Origin of the sequence: Gemmata sp., assembly GCF_051859125.1 — a bacterium.
In the GTDB taxonomy this organism is placed as follows: Bacteria; Planctomycetota; Planctomycetia; order Gemmatales; family Gemmataceae; genus Gemmata.
This window is the reverse complement of record NZ_JBHYGG010000063.1, coordinates 1-17,900: the sequence shown is the minus strand read 5'-3', so window position 1 is coordinate 17,900 and position 17,900 is coordinate 1. Positions and strand designations below refer to the sequence as shown.

At 66.3% G+C, this 17,900-nt stretch carries 23 protein-coding genes; 4 read left to right on the top strand and 19 right to left on the bottom strand.

Annotation, left to right across the window (positions count from 1 at the left end; translation table 11 throughout):
- Window positions 1–118 precede the first annotated feature (118 nt).
- Complete coding sequence (locus tag ACTIGN_RS07840) at window positions 119–961, top strand: restriction endonuclease (protein ID WP_439622519.1); 843 nt, start codon at window positions 119–121, stop codon at window positions 959–961.
- A gap of 340 nt (window positions 962–1,301) precedes the next feature.
- Window positions 1,302–2,150: a hypothetical protein gene (locus ACTIGN_RS07835; protein WP_439622517.1), complete on the top strand. Its 849-nt coding sequence runs from the start codon at window positions 1,302–1,304 to the stop codon at window positions 2,148–2,150.
- Between the two features lie 80 nt (window positions 2,151–2,230).
- On the opposite strand, the gene ACTIGN_RS07830 is transcribed toward ACTIGN_RS07835, so the two are convergent.
- The 15 genes from ACTIGN_RS07830 to ACTIGN_RS07760 all read right to left on the bottom strand — a co-directional run bounded on the left by ACTIGN_RS07830 (window position 2,231) and on the right by ACTIGN_RS07760 (window position 14,342).
- Window positions 2,231–2,776 carry a M50 family metallopeptidase gene (locus ACTIGN_RS07830; RefSeq protein ID WP_439622515.1) on the bottom strand — a complete coding sequence of 182 codons (546 nt, stop codon included), beginning with the start codon at window positions 2,774–2,776 and terminating at the stop codon, window positions 2,231–2,233.
- A 59-nt stretch (window positions 2,777–2,835) separates the two neighbouring features.
- Window positions 2,836–3,408 carry a sigma factor-like helix-turn-helix DNA-binding protein gene (locus ACTIGN_RS07825; RefSeq protein WP_439622513.1) on the bottom strand — a complete coding sequence of 191 codons (573 nt, stop codon included), beginning with the start codon at window positions 3,406–3,408 and terminating at the stop codon, window positions 2,836–2,838.
- A gap of 3 nt (window positions 3,409–3,411) precedes the next feature.
- Complete coding sequence (locus ACTIGN_RS07820; protein ID WP_439622511.1) at window positions 3,412–3,987, bottom strand: sigma-70 family RNA polymerase sigma factor; 576 nt, start codon at window positions 3,985–3,987, stop codon at window positions 3,412–3,414.
- A complete protein-coding gene (locus ACTIGN_RS07815; protein WP_439622509.1) occupies window positions 3,987–6,338 on the bottom strand; it encodes a phage tail tape measure protein in 2,352 nt (783 codons plus the stop codon). Before ACTIGN_RS07815 ends, ACTIGN_RS07820 begins: the two co-directional genes overlap by 1 nt.
- Window positions 6,339–6,352: 14 nt before the next feature.
- Window positions 6,353–6,760: a hypothetical protein gene (locus ACTIGN_RS07810; protein ID WP_439622507.1), complete on the bottom strand. Its 408-nt coding sequence runs from the start codon at window positions 6,758–6,760 to the stop codon at window positions 6,353–6,355.
- A 49-nt stretch (window positions 6,761–6,809) separates the two neighbouring features.
- Window positions 6,810–7,610 carry a hypothetical protein gene (locus tag ACTIGN_RS07805; protein ID WP_439622505.1) on the bottom strand — a complete coding sequence of 267 codons (801 nt, stop codon included), beginning with the start codon at window positions 7,608–7,610 and terminating at the stop codon, window positions 6,810–6,812.
- Between the two features lie 312 nt (window positions 7,611–7,922).
- A complete protein-coding gene (locus tag ACTIGN_RS07800) occupies window positions 7,923–8,441 on the bottom strand; it encodes a hypothetical protein (protein ID WP_439622503.1) in 519 nt (172 codons plus the stop codon).
- A 202-nt stretch (window positions 8,442–8,643) separates the two neighbouring features.
- Window positions 8,644–9,207 carry a hypothetical protein gene (locus ACTIGN_RS07795; protein WP_439622501.1) on the bottom strand — a complete coding sequence of 188 codons (564 nt, stop codon included), beginning with the start codon at window positions 9,205–9,207 and terminating at the stop codon, window positions 8,644–8,646.
- A 190-nt stretch (window positions 9,208–9,397) separates the two neighbouring features.
- Entirely contained in the window at window positions 9,398–11,737 is a 2,340-nt protein-coding gene (locus ACTIGN_RS07790; protein ID WP_439622499.1) for a hypothetical protein, read from the bottom strand.
- Window positions 11,738–11,969: 232 nt separating this feature from the next.
- Complete coding sequence (locus ACTIGN_RS07785) at window positions 11,970–12,173, bottom strand: hypothetical protein (RefSeq protein WP_439622497.1); 204 nt, start codon at window positions 12,171–12,173, stop codon at window positions 11,970–11,972.
- Window positions 12,163–12,384 carry a hypothetical protein gene (locus ACTIGN_RS07780; RefSeq protein ID WP_439622495.1) on the bottom strand — a complete coding sequence of 74 codons (222 nt, stop codon included), beginning with the start codon at window positions 12,382–12,384 and terminating at the stop codon, window positions 12,163–12,165. Before ACTIGN_RS07780 ends, ACTIGN_RS07785 begins: the two co-directional genes overlap by 11 nt.
- 226 nt (window positions 12,385–12,610) lie before the next feature.
- The gene (locus tag ACTIGN_RS07775) at window positions 12,611–13,081 is read right to left on the bottom strand and encodes a hypothetical protein (RefSeq protein WP_439622493.1); all 471 of its coding nucleotides are present in this window, start codon (window positions 13,079–13,081) and stop codon (window positions 12,611–12,613) included.
- Window positions 13,082–13,159: 78 nt separating this feature from the next.
- Complete coding sequence (locus ACTIGN_RS07770; protein ID WP_439622491.1) at window positions 13,160–13,510, bottom strand: hypothetical protein; 351 nt, start codon at window positions 13,508–13,510, stop codon at window positions 13,160–13,162.
- On the bottom strand, window positions 13,507–13,896 hold the full coding sequence (locus ACTIGN_RS07765) for a hypothetical protein (protein ID WP_439622489.1): 390 nt from the start codon (window positions 13,894–13,896) through the stop codon (window positions 13,507–13,509). Before ACTIGN_RS07765 ends, ACTIGN_RS07770 begins: the two co-directional genes overlap by 4 nt.
- Window positions 13,896–14,342, bottom strand: coding sequence for a hypothetical protein (locus tag ACTIGN_RS07760; protein ID WP_439622487.1), 447 nt, complete (start codon window positions 14,340–14,342; stop codon window positions 13,896–13,898). The genes ACTIGN_RS07765 and ACTIGN_RS07760 overlap by 1 nt, the downstream gene beginning before the upstream one ends.
- A gap of 217 nt (window positions 14,343–14,559) precedes the next feature.
- On the opposite strand from ACTIGN_RS07760, the gene ACTIGN_RS07755 reads away from it, so the two are divergent.
- Window positions 14,560–14,832 carry a helix-turn-helix domain-containing protein gene (locus tag ACTIGN_RS07755; RefSeq protein ID WP_439622485.1) on the top strand — a complete coding sequence of 91 codons (273 nt, stop codon included), beginning with the start codon at window positions 14,560–14,562 and terminating at the stop codon, window positions 14,830–14,832.
- 13 nt (window positions 14,833–14,845) lie between these two features.
- Here ACTIGN_RS07755 and ACTIGN_RS07750 read toward each other — a convergent pair whose 3' ends face one another.
- The 3 genes from ACTIGN_RS07750 to ACTIGN_RS07740 form a co-directional block, all read right to left on the bottom strand.
- Entirely contained in the window at window positions 14,846–15,082 is a 237-nt protein-coding gene (locus ACTIGN_RS07750) for a hypothetical protein (RefSeq protein WP_439622483.1), read from the bottom strand.
- A gap of 64 nt (window positions 15,083–15,146) precedes the next feature.
- Window positions 15,147–15,284 carry a hypothetical protein gene (locus ACTIGN_RS07745; RefSeq protein WP_439622481.1) on the bottom strand — a complete coding sequence of 46 codons (138 nt, stop codon included), beginning with the start codon at window positions 15,282–15,284 and terminating at the stop codon, window positions 15,147–15,149.
- A 159-nt stretch (window positions 15,285–15,443) separates the two neighbouring features.
- Window positions 15,444–15,650: a hypothetical protein gene (locus ACTIGN_RS07740; protein WP_439622479.1), complete on the bottom strand. Its 207-nt coding sequence runs from the start codon at window positions 15,648–15,650 to the stop codon at window positions 15,444–15,446.
- A gap of 149 nt (window positions 15,651–15,799) precedes the next feature.
- Here ACTIGN_RS07740 and ACTIGN_RS07735 point away from each other — a divergent pair, with 149 nt between their 5' ends.
- Window positions 15,800–16,048 carry a helix-turn-helix domain-containing protein gene (locus ACTIGN_RS07735; protein WP_439622477.1) on the top strand — a complete coding sequence of 83 codons (249 nt, stop codon included), beginning with the start codon at window positions 15,800–15,802 and terminating at the stop codon, window positions 16,046–16,048.
- A 53-nt stretch (window positions 16,049–16,101) separates the two neighbouring features.
- Here the strand turns inward: ACTIGN_RS07735 and ACTIGN_RS07730 are convergent, their stop codons facing one another.
- Window positions 16,102–17,829 (bottom strand): recombinase family protein, encoded by a 1,728-nt coding sequence (locus ACTIGN_RS07730; RefSeq protein ID WP_439622475.1) that lies wholly within the window; start codon window positions 17,827–17,829, stop codon window positions 16,102–16,104.
- Window positions 17,830–17,900: the final 71 nt, after the last annotated feature.

Below are 17,900 nucleotides of genomic sequence, written 5' to 3'. Positions count from 1 at the left end.
ACTGCATGATGTTTCCCAATGTGGCGTTCATGCTGCACGTTTGCGATCCCGCCCACTTGCACTCAGCGTTGCGATCGCGCATGATACGACAACCGTGCAACTATGACATGGAGAAACCATGGGCGAGGCGAGCGAGAAAGGGAAGCGACTTGAAGATGCTGTCAGCGCAATTGAGCAATGTATCCTTCAAAGAGTTCCAGGCTATAGCGATAAGACTTTTCGCATTTCAAGTAAGAAAGTGGTTGCGGTAGATGGGGTGCGACACGAGATAGATGTCTATGTCGAAATCGATATTGGCCCTAGCTATTCAACTCGATTTATCTTCGAGTGCAAGAACTGGAAGGATAAAGTTAACAAGAATGAGATAATCGTCTTCTCCGAGAAGATCGATGCAACACGAGCGCAAGAAGGAATCTTTGTTGCTCGATCGTTTACTTCCGATGCTGAGGCCCAAGCCAAGAAAGACCCGCGCATTACCCTGCGGATCGCGACCGAACAAGATCTCGCATCGCGACCTGTCCCAGTTGAGTTTCACGTTTTGCGGCAGGATCTCTCCACCGCCCAGATCACCTTGTCTCTGCACGGTGAAGCTGACAGGGGCGGATTGGATCTGGAAGTTCCAGTTCTCACTGGAGGCCAATCAACAACTCTCAAAGAGTATACAATAGCCTGGGTGCTTGAAACTTGTAATCAACGCCTTGCATCGTTCGCGTCAGCGGACGCAGTTGAAGGCGTGTACGATTTCGAGGCGTCTTCTGTTCGTCACTTCAAGCCCAATGAACTGACAGTGAGCGGGGATGGTATTCTTCGTGGCGAACTCAACATCCGGTTTAAAGTCGAAGTGGTTCGGCCGCCAATCGTTTCCCATTTTGTGATCGAGAATCGCGGGCGCACCTACACTTACGCGCCGGTGCAGGTCGGTGAGGGCCAAATTGAGACGAGGTTTGTTTCCTCACAGTGAACGAACAGCATTTGAGCATCACGCGACATCGAGTATCCGCCCCAACGCGCCAGCATCGCACCCCAGCCGCTCCGCAAGCCCCGCGTCTGTGAGCCCTGCGGCGCGTTGGTACTGCCCGAGCACGTGGGCCAGGCACGCGGGGTCGTCAGCGACGCGGGCCGCGAGGTGAGCCAGGGCGGGCGAGGGTGCGGTGACGAGCCAAACGAGAGTTTCCGGACCAGCGGGGCGAGCTCGAAAGGAAACGACAGGATGTCGGAAGGCTACCGTGATTGCGTCTTGGTGATCGGATGGTTAGCATGACGGGCTAATATGTGCAGAAATGATGCCCTTGGAGGTCGTGATGCCCGGCAAGAACAAGAAGCAACCACCAACCCATCAAACGTCACCTCAACTACCAACTCCCGCCCCCACAACGCCGCTTGAGTCGCCCCAGCATAAGCCAAGGTGGGATCGGTCCGACACCATCTCTGTAATTGCGCTAGTTTTTAGCTTCGCTTCAGCAGTTTTCGCAGGCTTTGCATGGAACGAGTCCGTCACAGCCAACAACCTTACCAAGATCAGTCAGGACCGCGGTTCGGGCAAAGTGCAGGCGCTATTCGATATTGTCAGTGACAACCTCGGGAAGCCCGCAACACCATCAAGATTCATCCGGAAGAAGGATGGCTACGAAGAGAACGTGTTTCGTGTCGAAAGCGTCGATGAGTTGATGGCGTGGTCGCCCCGTGTCAGGATCAAGAACACGGGATCTGAGCCTATCGACGTGATCAAGGTTGATGTCACGCATTTGGAATGCGAGAAATACGGCGTCGGAGTGAAGCAGATTTTTCCTCTTCCGCGGTACTTCTACGATTCTACCAACTACGAATTAACAAGCTTCGGAAAGCTAATGCCTGGACAACTCGCCGATATAGTTTTTACACCATTAGTGTTAAGTCTCATGACTCGTCATGACTGGAAGGACTTCCCAGATAAGGACCGCAAGAGCACCTGCCGCGTCGAGGTCCTCTGTCGCCTTGTTGGATCTCAGAGTTACGATCAGATGCCTCGCGACAAGTTGCGACTTGTGGAGTTTCATTGGCGGCCGGCGGGATTTGAGCAGAACGCTAAATACGTCAAGGAGTGTTTAGAGATCAAACCTCACGTTGTGATTAGTGATGATAAGAGTTCTGCAGCTAAACCCTCGAAGTGACGCGGGCCGCCCGGCACTGTACCGAGCGGCCCGTCTGCCCCGCACCACCGAGGCAGGCACCACGTTCGCGCTCGCGACGGTCAGCGTCTCAGCATGAAGTCGAGGTACTGGATGTACGCGGCGTCGGTGCCGCTCGCGGCGGCCGGCGTGTACCCCTGCTGCGATCCACTCTGCACCGCCGCGGGCGATCCCTGCCCCGTCGCCATCGCCCTGGCCTGCTCCCCGGTGTACGTCACCCCCGGCACCAGCGCGGCCGCCAGCCGCAGCACCTCCTCCGTCGCGCCGGCGTCCTTGAGCACGTTACGAGCACCCTGGAACACGTCGGGCATGGCCTGCCCGGTCATCTCCTGGTATCGCTGCTGGAGCGTGTCGAGATCCTCGCGGTCGTACACCCCCCCGTAGGCTTCGCCGGCCCACTCGTTCACGAGGATCCCCGCGGCCTGCGACATCCCCACGACGACGAGTTCGATCGGCGAGCCCTGGTGCGCGATGACGGTGTACCCCTCCTGGTTGTCGGCGCTGATTTGGATGCTGTGGACGTCGAGCCCGCACCGCCACGCAACGACCGCGTGCGCGGATTCATGTAAGAAAATCGTCGCGGGCAAGTTGTTCAGGTCGATCGGCATGACGTGGTTCCTCTGGGTAGTGGGCGGTGTGGTCCGGGGACCTGGCCCGCGTGTTGTGGTCAGAACTTCAGCGCGTCGGCGGCCGCGAGCACCTTCGCCATCGCGAACTTCAGGTGGTAGGCCACGGTGGACGTGTTGACGCCACGCTCGCGGGCCAGGGAACCCATCGACTCGCCGTCCGCATGGTGCCTCAAGAACAACTCCCGGCGCGGCTCGTCCAGCACGTCGAGCAGCCTCACCGCGGTCTCGACATCAGCCCACTGCTCCTCGGCGTCGGCCACCACTTCATCGAACGGCGGGCCAGGAGCAGGTACATGGCGGCACTCGTTCGGCCCGTGAACCTCGAAGCTCGTGGGGCTCCGGGTCTTCTCCTTCGCAACGACAGCCTGGCACTTCCGCGCGACGCAGATCGACAACCAGACTGCGAACCGCATCCGCGTCCATAGTTGCGGCCCCTTTCGCACGTAGCACTGCGCGCCGGTGAAGAGCGCGAAGTTCGCCGCGCTCACGAACTCGGTCTCCAGGTGCGGGTACGTCCTGGCTCGCTCCAGCGCGAACCGGCGGGCGACCCGGTGGAACGTGACGCACAGCCCCTCGACGGTCGGCGGTTCGGTGTTGGTGTCGGGACACATCAATCACCCCGCCGCGGTCCTGAGTGCGCGCAGCGACCTGTACACCGTGTCCCGCACGGCCTGCGCGGTCACACCCGTCTCGGCGGCGATCTCCCCGGCCGTGTCGTCGCAGACGTACCGGGTCACGAGCGCCCGCCGTTCCGGGCTCAGCGTGCCGAGCAGCCCGTCGAGCCGCTCCACCTCGTCGGCCCACTCCGCGGCGTCGGCCGGGTCAGGGTGACGGCGGTCGGCGGCCAGGTCGACGAGCGGCACCTCGGCCCCGTCGTCGGCCTGGACCGTTCGCGACCCGAAGGCCGTGGGGTTCTGCCGCCGCTCCTGCGCGATCCGTTGGTTCAGAAGCCTCCGAACGCACAGGATCACGAACGTCGGGAACTTGATGACCTTCGCCCGCTCGGCCTGCCACCCTGACGCGGCCCGCCACAGGGACAACATCGCGTCGGAGGCGAAGTCGTCTGCGAGCCAGGGGTAGACGGCCCCGCGCCGCCGCGCCATCTTCATGGCCAAGGGCGTGTATCGCTCCGCCAGCGCGGCGGGGTCGCGGTCGGTCACGGGGTCGGGTGTGGTTGGTGTTGGGTTCATCACTTGGCCCGCATCCCGTTGAGGACCGCGGCCCCGATGTTCGCGGCGAGCTTCCCCTTCTCACCGAGCACCGCCTCCTTTACCACCTTCAACGTGTCGAGTTGCTGCTGTGGGATGTTGTCCGAGTACCCGAACATCTGGCTGGCGTCGGCGACCATGAACGCGCCCTTGACCGAAGCCGCGTCGAGTACCGGGCGGGCCGCCGCGAGTTCCGCCATTGCTGCACCGAAGTCGCCGCCCCCGCCGAAGTTGCCGGCCGCGCCCGGACCGTCGCGCGGTGCCAGGGCAACAGCACGGAGCGCGGCAAGGTCGGCCTTTGCAGCCTCGAGGTCGGCTTGCGCCCTGGCGATCGACCCGTCCGGGTCCGTCTTGAACTTCTCGTTGATGCCGTCGGTCATCGCGAGCGCGAGCATGTTCCCGACGTCGTTGCCGAAGAACGGGGCCAGGACCCCGGCGTACATGCTGGTGCGGGGGGGCGGCACCGCGGCGCGAACGGCATCGGCCATGTCGAGGACCGCCCGGGCGAAGTCGGGCGTGCCGGCCGCCGGGTCGACGGGCATGCCGAGCATCGCCCCGAACAGGCCCACCCCGTCCTTGATGGCGTCGTCGAGGTCCCCGGCGGTCTTGATCTTGCCGGCGGCCTCCCACGGCTTCAGCACCGAGCCCTCGAACACCTCGGCCGTCTTGTCGCCGATGGCCTTCGCGAGTTTCCACGGCGCGGAATTCTCGATCTTCTTCGCCATCTCGTGGAAGTCGCGCAGGAAGCCTTCCTTGAACCCCACCCACTTCTCGGTCCAGAACAGCACGACCTTTTGCCACTCCAACTTAAGCCCGGCCGCGCCGATCGAGAACGCCAGGCCGAGGTCGCCCTTCGCGATCGCCGCCGTGATCCCCTCCCACGACTGCTGGAACGTCTCGTTGAGTTCGCGGAACCCGGCCTTCAGCGGTCCGAGGCTCTCGACGATGCCGGCGAAGAACGCCCGGCCCTTCTCGGTCTGGGTCGCGAACGCGGCCCCGAGCGCGAGCACCCCGACTGCGGGGGACATGAGCAACCCGATGGTGCCGAGCAACAACTTCGCGGGCAGCAGGACGGCACTCATCGCGGTCCCGGCCAGGGTGAACGCCACGCCGAGCCCCACCAGCGCGCCACCCGCGGCGATCACCCCGACCGTCACGCCGGCGATGGTCGCGACGACGTTCTGGTTCTCCGCGGCCCACTGGCGGGTACCGGTGGCCAACAACGTCACGAAGTCCGACACGGTGGCCAGCGTCGGCGCGAGCGCGTCGCCGAACCCGATGACGAGCGACTCGACGGAGCCCCGGAGCCGGCGCATCGAGCCCCCGAGCCCGGCGTCCATCGCATCGGCGGTCCGCCGCGCCTCGCCCTGGCTGTTGTGGATCTCGTCCGCGAGTTGGCGGATGCTCTTGGCCCCCTTGCCGATCGCCGACGCCCCGGTCAGTCCTTGGAGCCCGAACACGTCTTCAAGGGCGACGGCCTGGTCCGCGCGGCCGAGCCCGGCCAGCGCGTTCCGCACGTCCTCCAGCACGTCGACCATCGGGCGGAAGTCCCCCGCGGCGGTCCGGCCGGTGACCCCCAACTGGTTGAGCTTCTGTTCCCCGGTGGCGATGGACTGGCCGAGCCGGCGGAACATCGTGCCGGCCATCTCGCCGCGGATGCCCATCTGCGCGAGCCCGCCGAGTACCGCGAGCGTGTCCTCAAGGCTCACGCCGAAGTCGGCCGCGATCGGCCCGGCGAACTTGAACGACTCGCCGAGGTCCTTCATGTTGACGGCCGACGCGTTCGCGGCCTTCGTCATCGCGTCCGTCACCCGGGTCGCGTCCTCGGCCCGGAGTTGGAACCCATTGAGCGCGACCCCGAGCACCTCGGCGGCCTGGGTCGCGTCGGTCCCGGTGGCGCGGGCCATGTTCAGGACCGCCCCCGTCATCACGTTGATCTGGTCGGGCTTGAACCCGGCGGTGCCGAGCTCGCCCATCAGCTTGGCGACCTCGCCCGCGCCGAACCCGCTGGTGCGGCCGAGTTCCAGGGCGGTGTCACGCATCCGCTGGAGTTGGTCCGCGGTCGCCTCGGCCCGCGCGCCGGCCGCGCGGATGGCGTCATCGAAGTCCACGAACGTGGCGACGACCGGTTTGAGGGCCGCGGCACCGAGACCGCCAGCCGCCGCGCCGACGCCGATCATGACCTTGCCGACGCGCTGCATCTTCTGTTGGAGCGACCGCCACGACTTCCAAAAGGCGTTGTCGTTCATGAACACTTCGATGAACGCCCGGCCGGCGCGGATCGCGCCCGACGAACCGCCCCCACCCCCACCGTCGCCCCCGAGTCCGGCCATGACGGCACCTTGTGTTAGCGTTTGAGAAGGGACGGGACGAGGAACGGCTTCGCGTGAGCGGCGCGGCCGAACTTGGAGTCCGGGAACAACCTCGCGACCCCGACGAGAACGATCACGCTCGCCACCTGGAGCACGTCCGCGGTGCGGCCCCGGCCGGCCATGAGGGTCGCGAACGCTTCCGGGCTCACGGCGTACTCGACGGCCTGCTCGTGACACGCGAGGTACACGAGCGAGCCCAACCGCTCGACGTCGCCGGCCACGGTGTCGATCAGGACTTTGGGCTCGCGTCGGACGAGCCTGGCAACGTCCACCCCGATGAGTTTCGCGCGTCGGACGAACGCCGCGTCAACGACCGGCCGCCAGACGTGGCCCGCGTCGTCGGTGACCGTCTCGGGGCTCGGGATGGCGGCGGTGTCGGGCACGGGTGCGGACCTCGGCGCGGGTGGCGGGGACGGGTAACGGTGCCGCGACTCAGGGCACGAGCAGCGCGGCTTCGGCCTCGCGGATCTCCGCGTCGAGCCGCGCAACTTCGGGCTGGAGTACCTCGGCGATCACCCGGCGGTGCGCGCGGATGCTGTCCTGTTCCCGCTCGGCGATCTGCTTCGCCTCGCGGCGGTGCCGCTGCTCGTCGGCACGGGCTCGCTCCACGTCGATCTGTGTGCCACCGAACGGGCGAACGTGCTCATCCCGATCCGGCGGCACCGGGTTGAGGCTCAGGACTCGCTCGCACTCGGCGAGCGCGGCGCACCGCTCGTTGATTTCGCCGAAGATCCTGTTCCGCTCGATGTGGATGTCCGCGATGCGGGATTTGAGTTCGGGGGCGGCACTGTCCTTGAGGTGGAACACCGCGCTCTCGACATCTCGGACGGCTTGCGCGGCGGCGTCGAGCTCGGCCTGGGCAGCGGCAACCCGAGCGTTCCGGGCGGCGATGGCGGCCTTGAGTTCGGCGTTCTGCTTCTCGCGGAGCCGCGCCAACTCGAGGTCGCCGGACTCGGTGACGGCCTGCACCTTGTCCATCGCGGCGCGCTGAGCCTGCTCGACGGCGGGGGCAGTCGCGGCAACCTCGGCGGCCCGGCGACGCTCGACGAGGCGGTCAACGTCGGCCACCAAATCCCGCATCGTCTTCCGGGCGAGGGTGACGATCTCATCGACCTCGCCCGGATCGAGTTCGGCGTCCTGGCCGGCCAGGGTCTGAACGAGGAACTCGTACCTCCGCTGCCGCTCGGCCCGGAGCGATTGCACGTCCAAAACGACATCGGCGACGGTCGGCATGGGAACTCCCGTGGGACGCGGTGGCACTGCACTCTGTCAGTGTTCGCCGATCCTCACGGGAGCGCAAGAGATGACGTGGGCCAGGTCAGGAAACCGTGCCGGGGTCCGGCACACTATCTCCGGTCCGGCTCACGGAAACGATCTTCTCGTGCTTCACGAGGCGAGCTTTGCACCCTGCACATCGAAGGTACACGACCTTCAGGTTCGGGGCCGGCCGCCGGCGCGAAGTCGAGATGAACCTGACCCCCTTGCACAGGGGGCAGGACAACCCGCGGGGGCGCGGGGCGGGCGATGCCGGTGCGGCGGCGCTGCTCATGCCTGCACCTCGGTGTCGCTGGCCAAGGGGACGGGATCCGCCGCGACCTCGAGTCCCGCGTCCGGCGCGGCCGTCACCTCGTCCTCGGCCTGCTCCTGGTCCGGCGACGCTGGCACCGGCTCAACGGCCGCGGGCTTCCCCTTGGCCTTCTTTGCGCGCTTCGGTTTCTCCGGCGGGACCAACTCGTCGGAGATCTTCACACCCTCGGCGGTCAACTTGACGTGTGCAAGCCGCCCGCCGGACGTCGTAATCTCCAGCACCCCGCGCGCTTCCAGCTTGTGGCACGCACGGACGTACCGCGTCCTGTACTTCTCAGGCATCCTCTCCCCACCCTCGCCTACGAACCACTGCGATGGCTGATAGCGCGGTCCGTACTGCACCTCGTCGTCGTGGTCCCGCCTACTCCATGTCTGCCACTTCGGCGGAGCGGGCCGCTCGGCAATGTGCCGCATCCGCAGCGCGCACGCCACGATCAGATCACGTTCCTCCACGCTGTACTGCTCACCGGTCCTCATGGCGTGTGTCCCTCTGGGTTAACGTCTGGCTGGGTCAGTGTCTGACGATGAAACAAACAATGTCAATAGTTGCGACAGTTCCCGGGGTGGTGCTGGACGTTGGGAATCGTTCCAAGGACCCGAAGAACGTCACTTCGACGGTTGGCTGAGCGTCGGGTGAGGCGACGCATGATACAAGTTGTGTGCGAGTATCAGGTTAGTCTCACACCCATTCGTGCCGTTGTGGCGGTGGTGGCCGCAACACGGGCGACCGGCGACTGATGTTGTGGACCGCGTTGAGGCTGTCGGGCAACCGCTCGCACTTGAACCCGAGGTGCAGCGCCGCGGCGATGAGAGCGCCGTTCGGGATGTAGATGTGGTAAGCGCCTTCGTAGTGTCGCTCGACGCGGTGTTTGAGTGAGTAGCTGTTCGCTCTCGGGTCGCAGGTGCGGCGGGTGGTGCAGGCCGCGAGAAATGCCACGCACGCGCCGAACTCCGTGGGCCGGTTGAACAGCGTGTCCCGCCAGATCCGGAACCGGTCGCTGGTGTCGTCGCGGCCGATGCGGTATCTCGACCTGCCCGGGATCGGGACCGGGTAGCCCACACCGTCCACGGTCAGGAGGGGTTCGTGGTCCGCGGCGGCGGCGAGCCAGGACGAGACGGTCTCGGGGTAGTCGCCGCACCAGTCCACGAACGCGAGCTTGCGCGACACGTCGAGCGGCTCGGCACGGACCGCGGCCAGGAGGATGTCACCGTCGGTGCGGCGAGTGGCTGCGGTGGTGGTCATGGTCGCCTCGCTGAAAGTGAACACGTTGTCAGTGGTGGGATACTGGGATCGGGTGGGATAACTCGGCTGACTTCGCACGCGTGCGTGCGGGCAGGCGTGCGCACCCGCGTAGCTTGAAACATCCCACCCGATCCCAGTATCCCACCACTGATATCTTGTACACCATGTGTGTACAATTGCCTTGACCAATTCAATCGGGCAGAACGGTAGATGCGGCATAGTCGTTGCGGGCGACCCACTTCACCAACCCATGGTGCTGCTTGCCGCTCGTCTCGATGAACATGCCCCCCAGACGGCGGTTCTTGTACATCCGGAACTTGTACCCGAGCCCGCCGGCCTTCTTCGCGTGCGTCTCCTCGCCGGTGAGTGCGTCCACGGCGTCGCGTAGGTCGTCGAGCGTCGTGTCCTCAAGAGCGGATGGGCTGAACAACTTCTTCACGACCTGATTCGCTGTGAGCCCGTCGTGGTTCGGGTCGATGCGGTCCCAGCCGGCCAGAACCGATTGCAGCGCGCCGAGGGTCGGGTTCGCAGACTCCCGCAACTCGCCCTTCGTTTCGATCGGGTCGGGGAGGCCGACCCAAACCAACGCCCCCCGGATGATCCTGGACCAGCCGATGTAGTCGCCCCACGGCTTCAGGTTTGACGCAGGACAGCCGTTCCGGATGTACGCCGTGAGAATCGTCAGGGCGGCCGCCACGAGCCGCGGGCGCGACTCCTGAACCCAGGACCGCAGGTCCGCGTGGACGAACCCTTGCCGCTCGTCGGGTTGGTCCTCACCGGACACCATGCGTGTGTGAACGATCCGGCGCGCAATGTCCCCGACGACTTGGGGGTTGTTTCCGGTCGCGTACCACGTTGCCACCAGCGGGGCGACGACGTGGGAGTTCTTCCCAAGCTCGCGGTCCTTCCAGGTGTCGCTGGTCAGAGCGATGCACAACGGGCGGTTCCCGAAACGGCCTTCAACGTTGTCGAACAGAACCATCCGGTCGCCCTCATCGGCGATGGCCGTGATCCGCTTCCGCATCTCGTTGGGGTCGTGAACGTAATCCGAGGTGGCGAAGTTCTTGCCGGTGATGATGAGGGCGATCGTGTTGGCCACCAGCGACTTGCCGACGCCAGGTGAGTTCGCGTCGAACAGGAACAGCGGGGCCGGGCCACGGAACGCGAACCTCGCGAACGGGGTCAAGAGCGCGGCGAGCCACGCGGCCCGGTATGCGTCACGCGAGAACGGGAAGTCAGCCACAACGTGTAAGAGATCCCGGGCCGCTTGCGACGCCTCCGTGTGCCCGGGTTCGGCCGGGATCTCGATGGCATTGAGCAGTGCGGACCCGGCCACGAGATAGAGCGCCGTGGCCGGGTCGTAGCCCGGGTTAGCCAGTACCGAGCCGTCGGGGCGAACGACCGGATGGTCCACGATGGCGTGAAGTGGTCGCAACCCTGGCCAGCGGCCGCGATCAAGAACCGCCTTCACGAGTGGGTCGGGCGGGGTTGCCGGAACATCCTGTCGGGCGGCGTCCGAGCCGGTCTCCTTCACGAAGTTCACCACGCGGGTGAGTCGGTCCCGGAGGGTCGCCTGCGAGACGGGAACGATCCGCGTCGAGGTGTCCCGCCAGATGTGGTTCTCTTCGCCGGCCTCCGCGTCGATTGTGCGGACCAATTGTCCGCCCCGATGAAAGACATCAGGAAGGTGCCGCAGCGCGGCCGCGGCGGCGTCGTTGGCAAGGTACTCAACCTCGGTAAGGCGGACCCGGGCACGGTGTGTATGCCCGCTGTTCCTGGTTTGTTGCGGCGGGGTCGGTTCCGGCGTCAACGGAGCAGGTTCGGGCGGGACCGGGGGCGTGACGGGGTCGTACCCGAGCAGGCCGGGGATAATGAGGTCGGCCGGGTGGGGTCCGGTGCGGGTGGACGACTTCCCCGGCGTGTAGCCGTCGCGGTCGGCGTCGCGCAGGTGACCGCGGGGCCACGGCGCGCCCTTAGGGTCCATCGCGTCGCGGCACTTCTTCCGCAGTTCCGACTCGGACCACGGCGGCTGGCACCGCGGGTTGTAGTGGGCCGCGAGGATCTCGTACCCGACGTCCTCGCCGAGGTCGAACCCCCAGCAGACGACACGGGCCGCCTTCATTGCCGCAGTCGAGCCGCGCGAACCCGAGACGGCTTCGGGCAGGGTCGCGAGGTAGGACACGGTCCGCTCGATGACGGCCCCTTCGTCCTGGCCGGCATCGTGGTGGCGGCTCGTGGTCGCGGCGGCCCGGGGCCGGGGCTCGTAGTGTCCGGTCGGGCTCGCAGCGTCGAGTAGGTTCTGCACCTCGCTCGGCAGCGGCGGCCACGTCCCGTTTGGGCTCGCGGCGTCGAGTTGAGCTTTGAGGTACGGCGGCAGCGTGGCCGGGTCGGAGCCGCGGTTTGCTGGGGGCGTCCAGGAAGCGCCCGGGTTGATGTCGTCGATGAGCTTCTGGACGTACACCGGCACCGGCGGGTCAACCTCGGCCCGAATGAAGGTTGAGAGGCGGGCGTTGCTCGGACAGCGGGCCACGAAGTGGAACCCGGGGACGTCTTCACTGCGGTTCGCGCAGCCGAAGACGACGCGGTCTGCTTCTCCACCCGGGCAGGTTCCCGTGACGCCACACACGGGACATGGTTGCGGCGCACTTTCCTTGTCCCCGTGCGGGGAGTGTGGTAGGCTCACAGTACACCAAGATTTGAGTGAAGGATTCACGCGCACTGCCCGCGGTTGGCCCCGCGGGCGGCGTCGTTTTTGGTCACGCCTATTTCAGTTCGGCTGACCCAGCTTCCGGCGACCGCCCCTCAAGGGTCATGCGAAGAACCCACGCGGCGAGCTTCGGCTCAGTCGCGTCGGCGGCCATGCGGGTGAGCAGTTTGCCGATCTCGGATTGCGCGGCGGCGACGCGCTCGCGGTGGTCCTGGCGGCCGATCGGGCCGACCCCAGGGGCAGGGGGCTTAGCTCGCACGGCCGACCCCGGCCGCTTCCGGCAGCAAGTACCCGGCCTCGATGCAGGCCTGGCGGACAACCGGCGCATCCTTGCCGTCGAACAACACCGTCGCCGCGCCGAGTTGGACCGTCAGGAAGGGAACCTTCCGGTCCTTGATCAGACGCCGCAACTGGCTCTCCAGGACGCCGACCCGGAGCGCCATCCGACCAGTAGACAGCGGCTCGCTCATAACTCTCCTCCCGCGGTTTCGACCCGGTTCACAGTGACAGAGCACTGTCACACCGGAACCATACCAGACATTCCCGACCGCGGGCGGGAGCGTACCAATTGGGTTCGCCGAGGATGCGTACAGTGCTGAGATTTGTAGGCGATGGTGCGGAACGAAGACAAACCGGACAGGACGGACAGGGTAGCGAGTGTCGTCAGCGTCGCGAAGGTCACCAGTGTCATCACGGTCAACGGAAGTCCGCGTTCCACCGGCGGCCCAAAGTCGCGAGCACGGTCCGAAAGCGTTCGACATCGGCGGGAGCAAAATACAGTCGCTTGCCGATGGTCCACGCCCGGAGCCGTACCGACTTCCCTTCGAACTCGACCCCCTTCACGACGAACCGCTTGACCGTGGAGCGGCCCGCCGTGAGCATGGTGGCCGCATGAGCCAGGGAACACAGTTTTTTGGGATCGCACTCGCTGAGGAAGCGGTGAAGAGATGCCTTCGGGATTCGGGCACCGTTGATGGTGTTGAGGGCACGCAGGCGGAGTGGTGCTTTGCGGGCAGGGTGCTGAGCGCCAGAGGTGATGAGCGTGTTGACTTGCCGGCGGGACATCTCGAACCGCTTGCAGACGTCGGCGATCGTCACAACGGTGTTGGGGTCGAACTGCGACCACAGGCCTGTGAGTTGCGACGCGAGCGGCGGGCGGCGGGGCATGGTCGCCAAAGTGTGGGGAACAGGACCGGGCCGGGGAACATGGTCGCCCCCGGCCCGCGCGGAATCAACGCCAGTTGGTCAGGGCGACCGCCGGTCACCCGGACCCGCGGGGAACGGGCAGTTCATGTACACGTGCCCGATCACCACCGCCCGGAGCCGCTTCATCTTCCCCGGGCCGATGATGACGCGGAAGGATGCTCCGGTCGTACTCGCGAACATGACGCACGGTTGCTCCCGCCGGCCCCGCGACCACGAGCGGCGAAGGGACAGCACCCAATCTCCGCTCGGGCCGGGGAGGGTCACGGTCATCGCCTCCGGGCCGACGTCGACGCAGCGGAGGGCGTCGCGAACGGGCGGGTACGGGATCTCGCCGACCGCCTGGCGAACGTGGGCTTGCCAGTCGTCGGGTTCGGTGTCGGTGGTGTTCATTCGGCACCCCCTTCCGGCGCGACCTCTGGCAAATCGCCCCCGATCGTGCAAATGAAGTCTTGGAGGTGCCGGGCGAGTTCATTCGCCTGCTCAACGAAGGCTCCGAGGTAGTTCCCGCCGAACCGCGTCGAGTCCTTCGGGTCGGCCAGGCCGGCGGCGGCGAGGACATCACACCCCTCGTTGGGCCCAACGTTGTCGAGGAACACGATGACCCGCTCGTTCACCTCGCGGACCGCGCGCAGGAGCGAGAGCGCGTGCTGGTTCGGAGCGCTCCGGGCGAGGGCGCGTTGCCTCGCGTAGAGTTCGCGGATCGCCGTGGCGTCGTCCGGGTGAGTCGAGGACGTCGACGTCGGCGCAAGCGTGGGCGGGTTGCTGGTGGCGACCATTACCTAGACCCCCTTGGCGCGCGAGCCGCAGCCATCTGGATAAGTTCCTCGGCCATCTCCGCTTCCTGCTCGGCGGTCGGCAGTGTCAGGCTGCACGCCGCGCTGGTGAACTGTTCCAATGCCCACCGCAACCCGCGGCAGTCGTCGAGCAGGTTGTCCAGCACGCCGAGGCAGTGGTTCCCCTTGGCGTCGATCTCGGGCACGCCGAGCCGGACGAGCTTCCGCGTGAGAGCATCCCCGGCGTCACCGTCGAGGAGGTTCTCGATCATCAGCAGGAGGCACTCGGCCGTTGTGAGGATCTGGTGACCGCGCTTGTTCAGCGTCGAGTCGCGACGCGCGATGTACTCGGGGCAGCGTCTTCGCGGATTCGGCCGGGGCTTCGGCCGTGGGGCGGACGTGGCCGCGGGCTTGTGCGCCCTGGCTTCCGTGGCTACGATACCGTTCATTCGTTGCGACTCCTTCCTCACAGATGGGTGCGTGGCGATACCGGCCCCGGGGCAGTTCGCGCTCCCCCGGGGCTTCTTCGTTGAAACGGACAACTGCCGACCTTGTGCGTCGGGAAGACTAGCAGCATAATGCCACTTATGCAAGGCTATTCCCATCGCCCCATTGCCAGCCGTAAATTGCTGGCCGTAGGTTGTCACTCGCAGCCGAGGTTCACCCATGCCCACGAGCGCAGTGATGGCCGGAGGATTCGGTGTCAGGTTGAAGGTGCTTCGCGAACGTGCTGGTCTCACGCAAGAGGCGTTGGCCCGTCTCGCGGGGCTCAGCACCTCGTTCGTTTCCAAACTGGAGCAGCGCGACGTTGACCCGGCGTGGAGCACAGTGCGGGCGCTGGCAAAGGCTTTGAACATTTCGTGCGACACGTTCGCGGAAGAGGACGTTGACGACGAGACGCCCACTGAGAAGCACGCCCCGCGGAAGCCGAAGAAGTAGCGGCTTCACCCCGTCACGCCACCCGGAGCGCTCCCGGCTCCGGTTCCGCTGTCACCTCCCCACGCAGTTCGATCGGCTCCGGGAGCGGCACCTTGACCGTGAGCCGGACGCGGCGGATGCCCGCGGCCTCGGTCGCGTCTCCGACCCGCTCGGCGTACTCCGCGGCGAGTTCGTCGCCGTCCTCGTGGGCGACGAACTCGCCCTGGTCGTTGACCATCACCCACACCTCGATCTCCTGCATCGTGGCCATCGTCCCGCCCCCGCTCGTGTCGTGAAGGAGCGGCCGCCCGACGTGAGCGGCCCGCGTCGTCGTCTCACTCGTCCCCGTCTTCGTCCGGCCCGCTCATCGCGGCCGTCACCCCGGCCCCGGCCAGGATCACGCAGCCCACCACCCAGAACCCCGTCACCATCAGCACCACGCCGCACGTCGCCTGGATGAGTGCCCCGTACATTTCGCGTCCCCCGTGTGTGTCGTTCGGCCTTACACCTATATCATACACTACTCCGCACAGTTGTCAACACTACTCCGCACAGAATTTCTGGTTCACGTCCGGCCTGAATTCTCGGGCCACCCCACCCCAGAAGGACGGGGCTTCCGTGGCCCGCCCCGGTCACTTGGCCCACTTCCCGCCGCCGACGTACACCTTGAATCCGGCCGCCAGCACCGCCTTCGTGAGCAGGCGATTGCGGCGACTGTCCTGGCGAATCGTGGGAGCGTACCCGGTCAACATGGCGGCCCGCATCTCGTCCCAAGTGCGGAAGGCCGTCACAGCGTTCGCCAGCGTGTCGAGCGGGTTGGCTCGGGTCAGCGTGTGCATCGTCGTCTCCGGTCGGGTGTCGTTCGCGTCACACTTGTATCATACACTACTCCGCATACATGTCAACACTACTCCGCACAGATTCCCCGTTTCTCATAATCACCCCTAGTCCGCTTGACGGCACGCGGTGTGCGGAGTAGGGTGTAGGCATGGGAAGCACCGAACAGACCGGCCGGGATGTGGTCCCCGGGTTCGCAGATATGATCAAGGCGGCCCGCGAGTCCCGCGGGTGGTCGTGCGCGAAGCTCGGCGAGGAGGCTGGGGTGAGCGCGAACACGGTCAGCGCGATCGAGCGTGAGGTCCGCGCCCCGTCGCTACGGGTTGCGTCCTCGCTGGTGGTCGCACTTGACCTGAAGGTGTGGTTGCACGAGCCCTCGAAGCCGACGGGTAAGAAGTGACCCTGGGTGCGGCCTGACCAGCTTCAGGCCTAAGGCCGGCGGCTGCTCCCCGGTCACTTCCCCTTCTTCCCCCGCGTACTCCCGCCCGTCCCCTCGGCCTCCATCCCCATCGCCACCAACCGCTCCATCGCGGCCGCGTCGTCCGGGTTCCGCAGGTCGAACCCGGTCGCGCTCGCCACCGCGTCCTTCACCGCGAACACCTCCCACCCCCCTTCCCGACCGCGGCCGGCGGTCTGGTAGTGGATCAGGTACGACCGCCGCGAACCCTCCTCGAAGTCGATCTGCACGACCGCGACCCGGCGCGACTTGCGCGGCACCACGAGCACCGTCACGCGGTCGATCGAGTTGCGGAGCAGTTGCCGTAGCCGCAACCGCCCGGCCTCGTCCCGCGCGGCCGCCATGAGCGTCTTGGCCTCGGCGAAACTCGCGGACCTGGGGTGCTTCTCGCTCACCCGCGCGGCCGCGAGCCGGCGCGCGAGTTCCCCCTGTGCCGCCTCCTTCTCGCGGAGCCGCTTCAGCACCGCCGGGCTGTCCCCGTGCTCCTCGAGGTCCGCGACGAGCGCCGCCACCGACGCCTTGACGCGGGCCAGTTCCGCGGCGATGGTCGCGGCCTCCCCCTCCGGCTCGGCACCCAGCACGTCCGCCGGGTTGAGTTCGCTCAGCCGCGACAACACCGCGGGTTCGAACACGTCGAGCGGGAAGCCGACCGACGCGGCGCGGCCCTCCATGCTGCCGGCGGTCACGATCACCCGCCGCTTCGACCGCTTGCCCTTCGGTCCGCGGGACTGGTTGCTGACGTGCAGCTTCTGGCCGGTCTTCGCCTCCCACAGCAGCCCCGAGAACAGGGAGAGGCTCTTGGCCCCGACCCGGCCCGGCTTGTCCTTCCGAACCTCCATCGCCTTCCCGACGCGGGCGAACGTGTCGCGGTCGATCACCTCGGGGTAGTAGCCGGTGACCGGGCCGCCGCTCGACTTGCCGCCCTTCCGCGGCTGGTACTCGCCGAGAACCGCCGGGCTCGTGAGGATCTTCCGGACGTACGCCTTGCTCCACGCGCCGCTCGGCCCCCACGACTCGAACCCGCGGGCGCTCAGGTGCTTCACGATGAGCCCGAGTCCGTACCCGTCGATGGCCAACCGGAACATCTCGCGGACGATGCGGACCCGCTGCGGGATCATCTCGATCGTTCCGCCGACGGTCTTCGCCCGGCCCGCCGCGGTCTTCTCCAGGCGGCCGCCGCGGATCTCCAACCACCCCGGGAGCCGCGTCGTTACCCGCTCGCCCTTCTCCCTGGCCAACCGCTGCCGCTCGCCCCACACGGCCGCCATGCGGGCCGCCTTCGTCTTGCTCTCGTCGTGGCCCCGGGCCTGCGACATCTGGCCGCGGAACAGGCTGAAGAGGTCCGAGTCCTCGGTGAGCTCGATCTCGTCCGGCGAGAGTTGCACGATGCGCACGCCGGCCAGGAGGATGCCGGTGAGGACGTTCACCCCGACCACGGGCTTCTCGCGGCTGAGGCGGTCCATGTTCTCGATCAAGAGCACCGACTCGCGGGGGATGTGGCCCGACTCGACGTCATCGAGGAACCGCTTCAGCATGCCGCTCTCGCCGCGGTGCTTGCCGTGGTACCCGGACTTGCCGCGGTCCTCGTACGTCGCGTTCACGTCGAGCGTGTAGCCGTGGCGCTGGCACCACGCGCGGGCCAAAGCGGTCTGCCGGCGGATGCTGTCGCCGTCCGCCTGTTGAGGTGAGGAGAAGCGGTTGTAGCTGTAGGCGACGCTGCGCATGGCTGGGATTCCAGGGTGAAGGCACCCCGAGATCATAACGCCACATTGGAAAACTTCAACTGCATGATGTT

Coding starts and splice junctions, on each gene's coding strand:
- ACTIGN_RS07735 (WP_439622477.1), top strand. CDS start 15,800: ATGGGAAGCACCGAACAGACCGGCCGGGATGTGGTCCCCGGGTTCGCA.
- ACTIGN_RS07775 (WP_439622493.1), bottom strand. CDS start 13,081: ATGCCCCGCCGCCCGCCGCTCGCGTCGCAACTCACAGGCCTGTGGTCG.
- ACTIGN_RS07745 (WP_439622481.1), bottom strand. CDS start 15,284: ATGTACGGGGCACTCATCCAGGCGACGTGCGGCGTGGTGCTGATGGTG.
- ACTIGN_RS07820 (WP_439622511.1), bottom strand. CDS start 3,987: ATGAACCCAACACCAACCACACCCGACCCCGTGACCGACCGCGACCCC.
- ACTIGN_RS07825 (WP_439622513.1), bottom strand. CDS start 3,408: ATGTGTCCCGACACCAACACCGAACCGCCGACCGTCGAGGGGCTGTGC.
- ACTIGN_RS07835 (WP_439622517.1), top strand. CDS start 1,302: ATGCCCGGCAAGAACAAGAAGCAACCACCAACCCATCAAACGTCACCT.
- ACTIGN_RS07770 (WP_439622491.1), bottom strand. CDS start 13,510: ATGAACACCACCGACACCGAACCCGACGACTGGCAAGCCCACGTTCGC.
- ACTIGN_RS07740 (WP_439622479.1), bottom strand. CDS start 15,650: ATGCACACGCTGACCCGAGCCAACCCGCTCGACACGCTGGCGAACGCT.
- ACTIGN_RS07840 (WP_439622519.1), top strand. CDS start 119: ATGGGCGAGGCGAGCGAGAAAGGGAAGCGACTTGAAGATGCTGTCAGC.
- ACTIGN_RS07765 (WP_439622489.1), bottom strand. CDS start 13,896: ATGGTCGCCACCAGCAACCCGCCCACGCTTGCGCCGACGTCGACGTCC.
- ACTIGN_RS07750 (WP_439622483.1), bottom strand. CDS start 15,082: ATGGCCACGATGCAGGAGATCGAGGTGTGGGTGATGGTCAACGACCAG.
- ACTIGN_RS07830 (WP_439622515.1), bottom strand. CDS start 2,776: ATGCCGATCGACCTGAACAACTTGCCCGCGACGATTTTCTTACATGAA.
- ACTIGN_RS07780 (WP_439622495.1), bottom strand. CDS start 12,384: ATGAGCGAGCCGCTGTCTACTGGTCGGATGGCGCTCCGGGTCGGCGTC.
- ACTIGN_RS07805 (WP_439622505.1), bottom strand. CDS start 7,610: ATGCCGACCGTCGCCGATGTCGTTTTGGACGTGCAATCGCTCCGGGCC.
- ACTIGN_RS07760 (WP_439622487.1), bottom strand. CDS start 14,342: ATGAACGGTATCGTAGCCACGGAAGCCAGGGCGCACAAGCCCGCGGCC.
- ACTIGN_RS07755 (WP_439622485.1), top strand. CDS start 14,560: ATGCCCACGAGCGCAGTGATGGCCGGAGGATTCGGTGTCAGGTTGAAG.
- ACTIGN_RS07815 (WP_439622509.1), bottom strand. CDS start 6,338: ATGGCCGGACTCGGGGGCGACGGTGGGGGTGGGGGCGGTTCGTCGGGC.
- ACTIGN_RS07800 (WP_439622503.1), bottom strand. CDS start 8,441: ATGAGGACCGGTGAGCAGTACAGCGTGGAGGAACGTGATCTGATCGTG.
- ACTIGN_RS07730 (WP_439622475.1), bottom strand. CDS start 17,829: ATGCGCAGCGTCGCCTACAGCTACAACCGCTTCTCCTCACCTCAACAG.
- ACTIGN_RS07795 (WP_439622501.1), bottom strand. CDS start 9,207: ATGACCACCACCGCAGCCACTCGCCGCACCGACGGTGACATCCTCCTG.